The 13774-nt window shown below is 74.5% G+C and carries 8 protein-coding genes and 1 pseudogene; 7 read left to right on the top strand and 2 right to left on the bottom strand.

All coding sequences use genetic code 11. The features are described 5' to 3' along the window. Positions 1–121 precede the first annotated feature (121 nt). The 3 genes from serA (at position 122) to ACIO5D_RS37740 (ending at position 5861) form a co-directional block, all read left to right on the top strand. Positions 122–1723 (top strand): phosphoglycerate dehydrogenase, encoded by a 1602-nt coding sequence (gene serA / locus ACIO5D_RS37750; RefSeq protein WP_363610789.1) that lies wholly within the window; start codon positions 122–124, stop codon positions 1721–1723. Between the two features lie 295 nt (positions 1724–2018). Next, positions 2019–2180 (top strand): hypothetical protein, encoded by a 162-nt coding sequence (locus ACIO5D_RS37745; RefSeq protein WP_363610791.1) that lies wholly within the window; start codon positions 2019–2021, stop codon positions 2178–2180. Positions 2181–2456: 276 nt separating this feature from the next. Further along, positions 2457–5861: a S8 family serine peptidase gene (locus ACIO5D_RS37740; RefSeq protein ID WP_400800794.1), complete on the top strand. Its 3405-nt coding sequence runs from the start codon at positions 2457–2459 to the stop codon at positions 5859–5861. A gap of 11 nt (positions 5862–5872) precedes the next feature. Here ACIO5D_RS37740 and ACIO5D_RS37735 read toward each other — a convergent pair whose 3' ends face one another. Next, on the bottom strand, positions 5873–8368 hold the full coding sequence (locus ACIO5D_RS37735) for a YfhO family protein (protein ID WP_400800791.1): 2496 nt from the start codon (positions 8366–8368) through the stop codon (positions 5873–5875). A gap of 166 nt (positions 8369–8534) precedes the next feature. On the opposite strand from ACIO5D_RS37735, the gene ACIO5D_RS37730 reads away from it, so the two are divergent. The 4 genes from ACIO5D_RS37730 (at position 8535) to cimA (ending at position 13572) form a co-directional block, all read left to right on the top strand. After that, a complete protein-coding gene (locus ACIO5D_RS37730) occupies positions 8535–9155 on the top strand; it encodes a Uma2 family endonuclease (RefSeq protein ID WP_400800788.1) in 621 nt (206 codons plus the stop codon). A gap of 9 nt (positions 9156–9164) precedes the next feature. Continuing rightward, entirely contained in the window at positions 9165–10202 is a 1038-nt protein-coding gene (locus ACIO5D_RS37725; protein ID WP_363610799.1) for a 3-isopropylmalate dehydrogenase, read from the top strand. A gap of 272 nt (positions 10203–10474) precedes the next feature. Further along, a complete protein-coding gene (locus ACIO5D_RS37720) occupies positions 10475–11587 on the top strand; it encodes a branched-chain amino acid aminotransferase (protein WP_363610801.1) in 1113 nt (370 codons plus the stop codon). Positions 11588–11964: 377 nt separating this feature from the next. After that, positions 11965–13572, top strand: coding sequence for a citramalate synthase (cimA, locus tag ACIO5D_RS37715; RefSeq protein WP_363610803.1), 1608 nt, complete (start codon positions 11965–11967; stop codon positions 13570–13572). 100 nt (positions 13573–13672) lie between these two features. Here cimA and ACIO5D_RS37710 read toward each other — a convergent pair. Further along, positions 13673–13774: pseudogene (locus tag ACIO5D_RS37710) on the bottom strand (ATP-binding protein); the annotation flags it as partial.

The raw sequence follows: 13774 nt of genomic DNA, 5'->3' as shown, positions 1-13774 counted from the left end.
CTTCCGAGTGCGCGTCAGGCCCACAGCGTCGTGCGTCTACCTACGCGGCATGCCACCTTCCCCCCGACGGTCACGCCACCTACGTGCCGGGGAGAACCGGACAGTTAAGGACAACACTGTCGTGAGCACTGCGACCACTGTGAAATCTGCCGTCGTTCTGATCGCCGAAGAGCTGTCGCCCGCCACCGTCGACGCCCTCGGCCCCGACTTCGAGATCCGTCACTGCAACGGCGCCGACCGCACCGAACTGCTGACCGCGATCGCCGATGTGGACGCCATCCTGATCCGCTCCGCCACCAAGGTGGACGCGGAGGCGCTGGCCGCCGCCCGCAAGCTGAAGGTGGTCGCCCGGGCCGGCGTCGGCCTCGACAACGTGGACGTCTCCGCCGCCACCAAGGCCGGCGTGATGGTCGTCAACGCGCCGACCTCCAACATCGTCACCGCCGCCGAGCTGGCCTGCGGCCTGCTGATCTCGGTCGCCCGCAACATCGCGCCGGCCAACGCCGCGCTCAAGCAGGGCGAGTGGAAGCGCAACAAGTACACCGGCGTCGAGCTGAGCGAGAAGGTCCTCGGTGTCGTCGGCCTCGGCCGGATCGGCGTGCTGGTCGCCCAGCGGATGTCCGCGTTCGGCATGAAGATCGTCGCGTACGACCCCTACATCCAGGCCGCCCGCGCCGCGCAGATGGGCGTCAAGCTCGTCACGCTGGAGGAGCTGCTGGAGATCTCGGACTTCATCACCGTCCACCTCCCGAAGACCCCCGAGACCATCGGCCTGATCGGCGACGAGGCGCTGCACAAGGTCAAGCCGACCGTGCGCATCGTCAACGCCGCCCGCGGCGGCATCGTGGACGAGGCGGCGCTGGCCGACGCCCTGCGCGACGGCCGGGTGGCCGGCGCCGGCCTGGACGTCTACGCCAAGGAGCCGTGCACCGACTCGCCGCTGTTCGCCTTCGACAACGTGGTCGCCACCCCGCACCTGGGCGCCTCCACCGACGAGGCGCAGGAGAAGGCCGGTATCGCGGTCGCCAGGTCCGTCCGTCTGGCGCTGGCCGGCGAGCTGGTCCCGGACGCGGTCAACGTCCAGGGCGGCGTGATCGCCGAGGACGTCCGTCCGGGTCTGCCGCTGGCCGAGAAGCTGGGCCGGATCTTCACCGCGCTGGCCGGCGAGGTGGCCGTCCGCCTCGACGTCGAGGTCCGTGGCGAGATCACCCAGCACGACGTCAAGGTGCTCGAACTGTCCGCCCTGAAGGGCGTGTTCGAGGACGTGGTGGCGGAGACGGTGTCCTACGTCAACGCTCCCCTGTTCGCCCAGGAGCGCGGTGTCGAGGTACGCCTGACCACCTCCAGCGAGAGCCTTGAGCACCGCAATGTGATCACCGTCCGGGGCACCCTGGCCGACGGCACCGAGATCGCCATCTCCGGCACCCTGGCCGGCCCGAAGCAGACCCAGAAGATCGTCGGCGTGGACGCCTTCGACGTCGATGTGGCGCTCACCGACCACATGGCGTTCTTCAAGTACGAGGACCGCCCCGGCGTGGTCGGCGTCCTCGGCCGCCACCTCGGCGACGCCGGCATCAACATCGCCGGCATGCAGGTCGCCCGGGACGGCAGCGGCGCGCTCGCCTCCATCACGGTGGACACCCAGATCCCGCAGGAGGTGCTGTCCGCGATCGCCGCCGAGATCGGGGCCCGCTTCGCCCGCTCGGTCGACCTGGGCGCCTGATTCCCGTCGCCCCGCAGGGCCCGGACCGCCTCCCCGGCGGTCCGGGCCCTGCCGCGTCCGGCGGCGTGGGCGCTCCGGGTGACGCCCGTCTCAGATACTAGGAAATCCAAGTATTCGTGCAGACACGGCCCGGTCGGGGCCGTACCGTGAAAGGGCCAGACGGTGTGCCGCCCCTGTAGCCAGGGTGCGCGGCCCGTGTGCGCCCGTACGCCCGACGGGCAGGCGATCCCTGCTCCGCGTACCACCCTCCCCACCCTCTGCGCCCGCCTGTGCGCATCGCATCAAGGAGCCCGGTATGCCCCCCGCCGCAGACCGTCACACCACTCCCGCCCCCGCCGCCACGGCCGCCCGGGCCCCGCGCCGCCGCCGTGCGGCCGAGCGCAACCCCTTCGCCGCCGCCGCCCTCCAGCGCGCGCTGGACCGTCGCGACAACGGCGGCGTGACCGGGCACCTCTGACCGGATCCGCCGGTCGGGTGCCGCCTGCCGGATCCCCCGGTCGGGCGCCGGCAGGGCCTTTCGGCGGAGTCGGTGATAATCGGCCGATTACCTCGGACGGGCTGACGCCGCATCACCCGGTAGGGTGCAAGTGGCCGCCGTTCGAGGGAAGTTGCTCGCATTCCCCGGCGCGATCATCCTAATTTGGGGCCCCCGGAAGGGTGATCGACGTCCGCACCGGCGGGCGTCAGCGACACGGTGTGCGGATCAGCCCCCCTTACCGGGGGAGAGGGTCCTGTGCGTCAGCCACCCGTCCACCGTCCGCTCACCAGGATCGGCCTCGCCCTGGCGCTGCTGGCCGGGCCGGTCGTGCTCACCGCCGCCGCCCCGGCGGCCGGGCAGGCGGAGGCCCAGGGGCCGCCGCCCGGCGCGGCCGCGGCCGCCCACCCGCCGTCCGGGCAGCCGGTCTCGGTGCTGCTCGAACTCGCCACCGAGGCCGCCGGTCCCGCCTGGCGGCGCGCCGCCGCCGACGCCCGGCGGGCCCAGCGCGCCCCGGAGGAGATCCGCCGCGAGGCCGCCCGGGCCGGCGCCGAGCGGCGGACCGCCGCCTCCGGCGCGCTCGACGGGCTGGCCGGGGCCGTCCGCGGCGCGGTGCCCACCGCCCGCGAGCTCTACCGCACCCGTACCCTGCTCACCGGCCTCGCCGTCACCGTGCCCGCCGACCGGCTGCCCGCCCTGCGCACGCTGCCGGGCGTGCGGGCCGTCCACCCGATCACGCGCAAGCAGCGGGACAACGCGTACTCCGTCCCGCTCACCGGCGCCCCGCGGCTCTGGGCCGGTCCGTCCGGCGACGCGGTCGACGGCAACACCGGCCAGGGCGTGCGGATCGGCATCATCGACAGCGGCATCGACTACACCCACGCGGACTTCGGCGGCCCCGGCACCGAGGAGGCGTTCCGGTCGGTGGACGGCGCCACGACCGCGCCCGCCGGGCTCTTCCCCAACGCCAAGGTGGTCGGCGGCCACGACCTGGTCGGCGACGACTACGACCCGGACCCGTCCTCCCCGCACTACCAGCCCGTCCCGCACCCGGACGACAACCCGATCGACTGCCTCCGGCACGGCCACGGCACCCATGTCGCCGGTACCGCCGCCGGTCTCGGTGTCACCGCCGACGGGCAGCCCTACCGCGGCCCGTACCGGCCCGGCCTGGACCCGGCGGACTTCAAGGTCGGCCCCGGCGCCGCGCCCGGCGCGCAGCTGTACGCGCTCCGGGTCTTCGGCTGCGAAGGCTCCACCGACCAGCTCGCCCAGGCGCTCGACATCGCCGCCGACCCGGACGGCGACGGCGACCTCGGCGACCGCCTCGACGTCGTCAACCTCTCGCTCGGCAGCCGGTTCGGCGCCACCGACGACGCCGACGCCGTCGCCGCCGACCGCCTCGCCGAACTGGGCACCGTGGTGGTCGCGGCCGCGGGCAACGAAGGGGACGTCTACGGCATCGGCGGCAGCCCGGGCACCGCCGCCCGGGCCGTCACCGTCGCCGCCTCCGTCGATCCGCACAGCGACGCCGACGGCATCACCGTGCTCGCCCCGGAGCCGCTCGCCGCCGTCGTCCCGGCCCACTGGAGCGCCCGCTACCAGGGCTGGTCCACCGCCGACGTCAGCGGCCGACTCGCCCTGCCCGTCGACCAGCCGGACGGCTGCACGGCCTTCGGCGAGGCCGACCGGCAGCGGCTGGCAGGGAAGATCGCCGTCCTCGTCTGGCACACCCGCGAGTCCGAACGGGCCTGCGGCTCCGCCCCGCGCGCCGACCACGCCGCCGACGCCGGAGCGATCGGCGCGCTGCTCGCCGCCGACGACGACCACCTCGCCGAGATCTCCGGCAACGACCGCGTCCCGGTCGCGCTGCTCGCCCGTGAGGACGGCGAACGGCTGCGGCAGGGCGCGGCCGCCGGCCCGGTCGACGTCCGGCTGGCCGAGCCGGGCGGCCGGCTGCACGGCACGGTCTCCCAGGACCAGCCGTGGCGCACCGACACCCTCACCGACTTCACCTCGCGCGGCATCGGCGTGCCCGGCGTGGTCAAGCCGGACCTCGCCGCCCCCGGCGAGACCATCTGGTCCGCGCTGGTCGGCAGCGGCAGCGGCGGCCAGCGCGAGGACGGCACCTCGATGGCCACCCCGCACGTGGCCGGCCTCGCCGCGCTGGTCCGCGCCGCCCACCCGGACTGGACGGCCGAGCAGGTCAAGGCCGCGCTGATGAACACCGCCGGGGACACCTGGCTCGGCGACGACCACGGCGGCCCGGTCTACGGGCCCGAACGCACCGGCGCCGGACGGGCCCAGGTGGACCGCGCCGTCCGCACCCCCGCCGTCGCCTACGCCGCCGGAGAGGGCGCGGCGGAGGGCGGCGTCGGCGTCTCCTTCGGCCCGGTGGACGTCGGCGGGCCGTTCTCCGCCACCCGCGAGATCGAGGTCCGGAACCTGTCCGACACGACCGTGGTCTACCGCACCGGCTACGCGGCCGCCACCGAACTCCCCGGCGCCCGGTTCGACGTGGCGCCCGCCCAGGTGGCGGTGGTCGCCGGGGGCACCGCGCGGGTCCGGGTCACCCTGGTCGTGCCCGGGCGGCTCGGCCGCACCCCCGACCCGACCATCGACACCCTGCAGGGCGGCCGGGCCCGCAGCTACCGGGGCGAGCTCTCCGGCCGGGTGCTGCTCACCCCCGTCTCGGACCGTGCCCTGCCCGGGCTGCGGGTGCCCGTCCTCGCCGCCCCGCGCCCCGTCTCCGAGCTGAGCGCGGCGGCGCCGGTGCTGCCCACCCCCTCGGGCGCGCTGGTCCTCCTCGGCGGCACCGCGGCGCCGGGGGAGCAGCCCGGCCTGGTCAGCGGCTTCGCGCTCGGCGGGGAGGCCCCCCGCTGGGTGGACTGCCCGCCGGACAGCGGTGCCGCCGTCGGGCCGGGCGCGGGCATCGTGCCGCAGGACGGCACCGGCGGGGCGGGCGCCCCGGAGGACATCTGCGTCGAACGCCCCGGCGACCGGGCCGCCAACCTGCGGGCGGCCGGCGCCGCCTCGGACGCCCCGGCCGCCGGCGGCGACCCGCTCGCCGAGGGCACCCTCTACCTGGGCGCCCAGCTCTGGGCGCCCGCCGCCACCCCCGTCGGCGTCTTCGCCGTCCGGGCCTCGCTGGACACCGACGGGGACGGTGAGACCGATGTCATCGTCAAGGCCGACCGGCTGCCCGGCAGCGACGTCCTGGTGGCCCGCGCGCTCGACGCCAGGACCGGCGCCGAACTGGACGTCCAGCCGCTCAACGCCCGCTGGGGCGACAGCGACACCGCGCTGCTGGACAGCGACGCGCTGGTGCTGCCGGTGCGGCTGAGCGCCCTGCCCGGCCTGACGGCGGACCACAGCACCATCCGCTACGGCCTCTGGACCGGCCCCGCCGGCGGTCGGCCCCACCCGGAGGAGGCCTTCTCCGCCATCGGCCTGAGCGGCACCCGCCCGACCCTCGCCGTCGACGTGCTGCACCCGGCCGTCGAGGTCCGGGCCGGCCTCGGCGGCCCGGCCGCGGTGGCGTCCGCCGTGCCGCCGGGCGGCGCCCTGGAGGTCCGCCGGGCCGACGGCGACGCGTCCCGTCTGCTGCTGCTCCACCACTTCAACCGGGACGGCCGGCGGGGCGAGATCGTCACCCTGCCCTGAGCCCGGGGGCGTCAGCGCGGTGCCGCGGCCGCCCGGCGGACCCGGCGGGGCGGCCGGGCGGTGCGGTGGCGGAGCCGGCCGAAGACGGCGGCCAGCGCCGTGACCGCCGCGGCGGCCGAGGCGACCGTCAGCCCCTCGGTGAGGCCGGGCGGACGGAAGACGCAGCCGATCCGGTCGGCGCCGCCGCCGAGCGGGACGCCGATCATGCCCAGCACCGGCCGGGGCGGCGCGTACGGCCCGCCGCCGGCCGCGCAGGTCCAGCCCTCGGTGGCCGGGACGGAGAGCAGCGCGGTGCCCGTGCTGCCCGGCGGCAGGGCGGCCGTGACGGTGTGCCCGCCGACCGCCACCCGGGTGGCGCCGGTCGTGGCGATCCGCGCCAGCGCCGCCTCCAGGGCGCCGGGCCGCAGGCAGCCGATCGGCCGGGCCGGGACCTGGGTGACGGCGTCCGCCCGCAGCACCACCCGGACCCGGCCGTCGGCGGGCACCGGCCCCAGCGGATGGACCGGGACGGCCGTGGCGGGCTGCTCGCCCTCGCTGCGGTAGGTGGTGCCGAGACCGCTCACCGTGCCGTTGAACCAGACCCCGTGGAAGTACGCCGTACCGCCCGGCGTACAGCCCGCCGTGAAGACGGTGCCCTCCGTGCCCGCCGGGGTGGCGGGGACGGACCAGCCGCTGGTGCCGTGCAGGGCCGGCACCGGGCCGCCGTCCGGGGCGGGCTCGGGGGCGTCCCACACCCGGCTGCCGAGCAGCGACTCCTGCCGGGACCAGACCGAGGAGATGTCCGCCGCCGCGTCCGCCGGGACCACGGTGACCAGCGGCGGGGCGGCGGCCCGGCCGACCGTGAAACCGTCCGGCGGCGGCCCGTCGGCGAGGTACGTCCGCACCGCGAACAGGGCCCGCCCGACCGGGTCGGTGACGCTGCCGGTCCGCCGGCCGCCGGCCGTCCACCCGGCGCCGAGGTCGTGCAGCAGCAGCGCGGTGACGGTCGGCAGGTAGCCGCTGGAGTAGCCGCCGCCCTGGCCGTCCAGCAGCAGGGGGTCGTTCGGGGTGAAGGCGTGCGGGCCGGGGTCGCCGCGGCCGGCGGGCCAGTCGGCGGCCTGCCGCAGCGCCGCGTACCCGGCCCGGACGGGCGCCCCGGCGGCGGTGCCCGGCGCGGTGGCGCCCAGCGCCGAGTACGCCGACCAGACCGCGCCGCCGAGCACCGCGCAGGCCAGCGCCGCCGTCGCGACGGCGCCCGCCCGCCGGTCGGTGTGCCGGTGCTCCAGCGTCCACAGCGCGGCGAGCAGGACGGCGCCGCCCACGGCGAGCAGCACCCAGGTGGACGCCGGGACGGACTTCCGGGCCGCCGCGAGACCGGCCACCAGCGCCACCAGCGCGGCGCCGCCGAGCAGCGTGAGCAGGTCGGGCCGGTGCGCCAGTGAGACCCAGCCGGCCATCACCAGCAGACCGCTGAGCACGAACGCCACCCGGTACGGGCCGCCGGCGGGGATCGCCAGGCCGTGCCAGACCAGCACGGTGGGCGTCCAGACGAAGCTGAGCACCACCAGCGCCAGCAGCCCGGACCAGACGAGCCTGGTCCGGGCCCGCACCCGCCGGTTGAACGGCAGCCCGGCCACCAGCAGCAGGCCCAGCAGGCCGATCGCGACGTCCGGCAGCGGCCGGCCGGTGCGGGTGCCGGGCAGCAGCTGCGCCAGGTGCCCGCCGAGCCCGGACGGCCCGACCGGCCGCGCCGGGGACTCCGGCTGGGCGGCCTGCGCGGCCCGGACGGCGACGAACAGCACCGGCCCGGCCAGCAGCACCCCGGTGGCGGCCATGGTCACGGCCCGCCCGGTCACCCGGACCACGGTCCTGAACGGCCGCCGGACGGCCAGCAGCCGGACCGTCAGCACCAGGCCGGCCATGATCGTGGCCATCGCGGCGGTGTAGAGGTTGCCCACCCAGGCGAGCGCGACGCAGAGGGTGCCGGCCGCCCAGCGGCGCTCGTGCAGACACCAGTCCCCGGCCAGGCAGAGCAGCGGCAGCGAGACCAGGCCCCAGAGCCACATCGGCGCCGCCCCGCCGACGCCCAGCACCCAGGCGCAGAGCCCGTACCCGACGGCGGCCAGGGCCCGCAGCCGGCGCGGTCCTGGGTACAGCCGGCCGAGGACGTGGGCCATCAGCGCGGTGCCGAGGCCGATGCTGAGCAGGGTGGTCAGGAAGACCGCGAGCTGCCCCTGGTCGCGCGGCAGCAGGACGGCGAGCCAGGAGAACGGGTTCATCAGGTAGGCGAAGAAGTCGGCCAGGAACGGTGCCCCGTACCCGCTGTTCCAGTTGAACAGCAGGTCCCCGGCGCCCCGTCCGTGGACCAGGTCCCAGAGCCGGGCGTGGAACGGCACCGCCACCTCGGCGGCCCCGGCCGGCCACGCCCCGCGCAGCGCCGCCGCCACCGCGTACCCGCCCATGGCCAGCCCCGCCGCGCCCCCGCAGGCCAGCGCCTCCCGCCCTCGGCGTCCGCCGGTTTCGACCACGCTGCTGTGCCCCGTTCTCCGAGGATCTCCGGACCGGATCCCCGCGAGCATAAGCGTGCCCCCCGCGCGAATTGAGGCTCACGCGCTCCCTCGTCGGAGTGGCGTGCGGACAGGACCTGCCGAGTAGCCTGGGAGCAGCCGCCAGGACGCCCGTATGGGAGGAACCATGAGCGTCGCGCCGTACCCCGACTGGCTTCGCCCCCCGGTCGGCGGGTACACCGCCGAGGACCTCGACCGGCTGCCGGATCTCCCGCCGCACACCGAACTGCTCGACGGGAGCCTGATCTTCGTGAGTCCGCGGACCAAGTTCCACATGCGGATGCTCCGCGCGCTGGAACGGGCCCTTGAGGACGCCGCCCCCGACGGGTGGGAGGTCTGGCGCGAGATGACGGTCAAGCTGAACAAGCGGAACCGGCCCGAGCCGGACCTGCTGGTGGTCGACGAGCGCTCCGACACGGGGCTGAAGCAGACCTTCTGCCTCGGCGAGGACGTTCTGCTCGCCGTCGAGGTGGTCTCCGAGGAGTTCCAGGCACGCGACCGGGAGATCAAGCCGCGCAAATACGCCGCCGCCGGCATCCGGTACTTCTGGCGGGTCGAGAGTGCCGAAGGCCGACCTGTCGTCTACACGTACGAAAGGGACCCGGCCACGCGCGCCTACGTCCCGACCGGGATCTTCCATGACCGGCTCGTCACCGAGTACCCGTTCCCGGTCGACATCGTGCTGCCCGGATCCGCCTCGCGTCCGGATAGTGGACACAGGATGTCAGCTTCTGGGACACCGGAGTAGGGTCCGAGCATGTCTCGCACCATTCGTCTCGCAGTTGTCCCCGGTGATGGCATCGGCCAGGAAGTGGTGGCCGAAGGCCTCAAGGTCCTGATCGCCGCGCTGCCCGCCGACGTGAAGCTGGAGACCACCGAGTACGACCTCGGCGCCCGGCGCTACCACCGCACCGGTGAGACGCTGCCGGACAGCGTGCTGGAGGAGCTGAAGGGCCACGACGCGATCCTGCTCGGCGCCATCGGCGACCCGAGCGTGCCGTCGGGCGTGCTGGAGCGCGGGCTGCTGCTCAAGCTGCGCTTCGCCTTCGACCACCACATCAACCTGCGCCCCGGCCGGCTCTTCCCGGGCGTGAAGTCGCCGCTGGCCGGCGAGCCGGACATCGACTTCGTGGTCGTCCGCGAGGGCACCGAGGGCCCGTACGTCGGCAACGGCGGCACGCTGCGCACCGGTACCGCGCAGGAGGTGGCCACCGAGGTCAGCCTGAACACCGCGTTCGGCATCGAGCGCGTGGTCCGCGACGCGTACCGCCGGGCCCAGGCCCGCCCGCGCAAGAAGCTCACCCTGGTCCACAAGAACAACGTGCTGGTGCACGCCGGCCACCTCTGGACCCGGATCTTCGAGCAGGTCGGCCGGGAGTTCCCCGAGGTCACCACCGACTACCTGCACGTCGACGCGGCGACCATCTTCTTCGTCACCCAGCCCGAGCGGTTCGACGTCATCGTCACCGACAACCTGTTCGGCGACATCCTGACCGACCTGGCCGCCGCCGTCACCGGTGGCATCGGCCTGGCCGCCAGCGGCAACATCAACCCCAGCGGGGACTTCCCGTCGATGTTCGAGCCCGTGCACGGCTCGGCGCCGGACATCGCGGGCCAGGGCAAGGCCGACCCGACCGCCACCGTCCTGTCGGTCGCCATGCTGCTGGACCACCTGGGCCTGGCCGCCGAGGCCGCCCGGGTCGAGGCCGCGGTCGCCGCGGACCTGGCCGAGCGCACCGGGACCCGTACGACGTCCCAGGTCGGCGACGCGCTCGCCGGGCGAGTATCCGGCTAGCGGGCCGGATCCGACTGGAGGTGTTCCGGCTAGCGGGCCGGAACCGACTGAAGGTGTTCCGGCTAGCGGGCCGGATCCGACTGAAGGTGTTCCGGCTGACGGGCCGGATCACATAACCGCAGCTTGCGGCTCCCCAAGGAGCCTGTGGCTGTTCGGCACGGCCCTCTGGATGCGAGTATCGACAGTGGGCCGTGCCGTCGTGCGTTCGTTCGCCGAAACGTTCACCCGACGGAGGCGGCCCGGACAAACCCCACGGTGAAGGACACACAGCCATGAGCACGCCCACCCAGGCGCCCATCACGTTCGACCTCAAGCCCTCCGCCCACCCGCTGTCCGACGCGGAGCGCGAGGCCCGGCTGGCCAGTCCAGGCTTCGGGCGCGTCTTCACCGACCACATGGTGACCATCCGCTGGACCGAGGGTCTGGGCTGGCACGACGCCCAGCTGGCGCCGTACGCGCCGCTGGAGGTCGACCCGGCGAACATGACGCTCCACTACGGCCAGTCGATCTTCGAGGGTCTCAAGGCGTACCGCCAGGCCGACGGCTCGATCGCGACCTTCCGCCCGGAGGCCAACGCGGCCCGCTTCCAGGCCTCGGCCCGCCGGCTGGCGATGCCGGAGCTGCCGGTCGAGACCTTCGTCGAGGCGGTCGAGCTGCTGGTCCAGCAGGAGCAGGGCTGGGTCCCGAACCAGCCGGAGCAGAGCCTCTACCTGCGCCCCTTCATGTTCGCCACCGAGGTCGGCCTGGGTGTCCGTCCGGCCAACTCCTACCTCTTCATGATCATCGCCTCGCCGGCCGGCGCCTACTTCCCCGGCGGCATCAAGCCGGTCTCGGTCTGGCTCTCCGAGGAGTACGTCCGGGCCGCGCCCGGCGGCACCGGCGCCGCCAAGTGCGCCGGCAACTACGCCGCCTCGCTGATCGCCCAGGCGCAGGCCGCCGAGAAGGGCTGCGACCAGGTCGTCTGGCTCGACGCCGCCGAGCACCGGTGGATCGAGGAGATGGGCGGCATGAACCTGTACTTCGTCTTCGGCGAGGGCAGGGACGCCCGGATCGTCACCCCGGAGCTGTCCGGCGCGCTGCTGCCCGGCATCACCCGCGACTCGCTGCTCCAGCTCGCCGCCGACCTCGGCTACGCCGTCGAGGAGCGGAAGATCTCCACCGACGAGTGGAAGCAGGGCAACGCCGACGGCACCCTCACCGAGGTCTTCGCCTGCGGCACCGCCGCCGTCATCACCCCGGTCGGCTCGGTCAAGTCCGCCCGCGCCGACTGGACCGTGGGCACCGGTGAGCCCGGCCCGGTCACCATGGAGCTGCGCAAGGCCCTGCTCGCCGTCCAGGGCGGCCAGGCCCCCGACACCCACGGCTGGCTGCACAAGATCGTCTGACCCGACACCGCCTCCGGCCTGCGCCGTTTCGGATCGCGAGACGGCCGGGCCGGAGTGTGGATGATGTGCGAGACTGCGAGGGTGTCCTCGCTTTCGCTGATTATTAGCAGCAGGCGCGCCGGTCCGCAGTGACCGCTTCCGCACCACCCGATGCGGAGCGACCACCAGCGTCCAGACCCGCGCGCAGACCTCTCGCACCCGCGAGGGGTCTTTTTGTTTACCCCGGACCGGCCGGAGCCCCCACAAGGGGCCGAGAGACACCGGGTGCGCGCGGGATGCTGGACAGTGGAGCGTGGTCCGCCGGCAGGAGCCGGCGGCGATCGGACGCAGCCATCCCGGCAAGCAGTACGACCTCCCCGAACGGAGATTCCACGGCCATGACCGAGGCCAGCAGCCGCACCGACGACAGCTTCCACGTCTTCGACACCACCCTGCGCGACGGCGCGCAGCGCGAGGGCATCAACCTCACGGTGGCCGACAAGCTGACCATTGCCCGGCACCTGGACGACTTCGGAGTCGGCTTCATCGAGGGTGGCTGGCCCGGAGCCAACCCCCGGGACACCGAGTTCTTCGCCCGCGCCGCCGCCGAGCTGGACCTCAAGCACGCCCAGCTGGTCGCCTTCGGCGCCACCCGGCGGGCCGGCGGGAAGGCCGCCGAGGACCCGCAGCTGGCCGCCCTGGTCACCTCGGGCGCGCCGGTCGTCACCCTGGTCGCCAAGGCCCACGACCGGCACGTCGAGCTGGCGCTGCGCACCACGCTGGACGAGAACCTGGAGATGGTCCGGGACAGCGTCGCCCACCTGCGCGCCCAGGGCCGCCGGGTCTTCATCGACTGCGAGCACTTCTTCGACGGGTACAAGGCCAACCGCGAGTACGCCCTCGCGGTGGTCCGCGCCGCGCACGAGGCCGGCGCCGACGTCGTCGTGCTCTGCGACACCAACGGCGGGATGCTCCCGGCCGGCGTCCGGGACATCGTCGCGGACGTGCTGGCGCGGACCGGCGCCCGGCTCGGCATCCACGCCCAGGACGACACCGGCTGCGCCGTCGCCAACACCCTGGCCGCGGTGGACGCCGGCGCCACCCACGTCCAGTGCACCGCCAACGGCTACGGCGAGCGGGTCGGCAACGCCAACCTGTTCCCGGTGGTCGGGGCGCTGGAGATCAAGTACGACCGCCGGGTGCTGCCGCCCGGCAGCCTCGCCGAGATGACCCGGATCTCGCACGCCATCGCCGAGGTGGTCAACCTGACCCCCTCCACCCACCAGCCGTACGTCGGCTTCTCGGCCTTCGCCCACAAGGCCGGCCTGCACGCCTCCGCGATCAAGGTCGACCCGGACCTGTACCAGCACATCGACCCGCAGACGGTCGGCAACACCATGCGGATGCTGGTCTCCGACATGGCCGGCCGGGCCTCGGTGGAGCTCAAGGGCAAGGAGCTCGGCTACGACCTCTCCACCGACCGCGACCTGGCCGGCCGGGTGGTCGCCAAGGTCAAGGAGCAGGAGAACCTCGGCTACACCTACGAGTCCGCCGACGCCTCCTTCGAGCTGCTGCTCCGGGACGAGGTGCGCGGCAGCCGCGACCGCTTCTACACCCTGGAGTCCTGGCGGACCATCAGCGAGCAGGGCCCGGACGGCAAGCCGGGCAACGAGGCGACGGTGAAGCTCTGGGCCAAGGGCGAACGGAAGATCGCCACCGGTGAGGGCAACGGTCCGGTGGACGCGCTGGACAAGGCGCTGCGCGCCGCGCTGGAGGGGATCTACCCGCAGCTGGCCACGCTGGAGCTGGTGGACTACAAGGTCCGCATCCTGGAGGGCCAGCACGGCACCGGCTCGCAGACCCGCGTGCTGATCGAGTCCACCGACGGCACCTCCAGCTGGTCCACCGTCGGGGTGGCCGACAACGTGGTCGCGGCCTCCTGGCTGGCCCTGGAGGACGCCTACACCTACGGCCTGATCAGGTCCGGGCTGGAGCCCACCGAATAGCACCGGACCGACGAACAGCACCGGACCGAACAGGACCGGACCACGAAGCGGCCCACGGACCCCGAGGTCCGTGGGCCGCTTCGTCTCAGCGGACGCGCACTCACCGCAGGCGGGCGAGGAGGGCGTGTTCGACGAGGGTGATGAGGGCGCTTTTGGCGCTGTCGCGTCGTCGGGCGTCGAGGGTGATGACGGGGGTGTCGGG

This window comes from Kitasatospora sp. NPDC087315, from assembly GCF_044744345.1.
GTDB lineage: Bacteria > Actinomycetota > Actinomycetes > Streptomycetales > Streptomycetaceae > Kitasatospora.
Note: the sequence above shows the minus strand (reverse complement) of the source record. Positions and strands in the feature narration are given on the sequence as shown.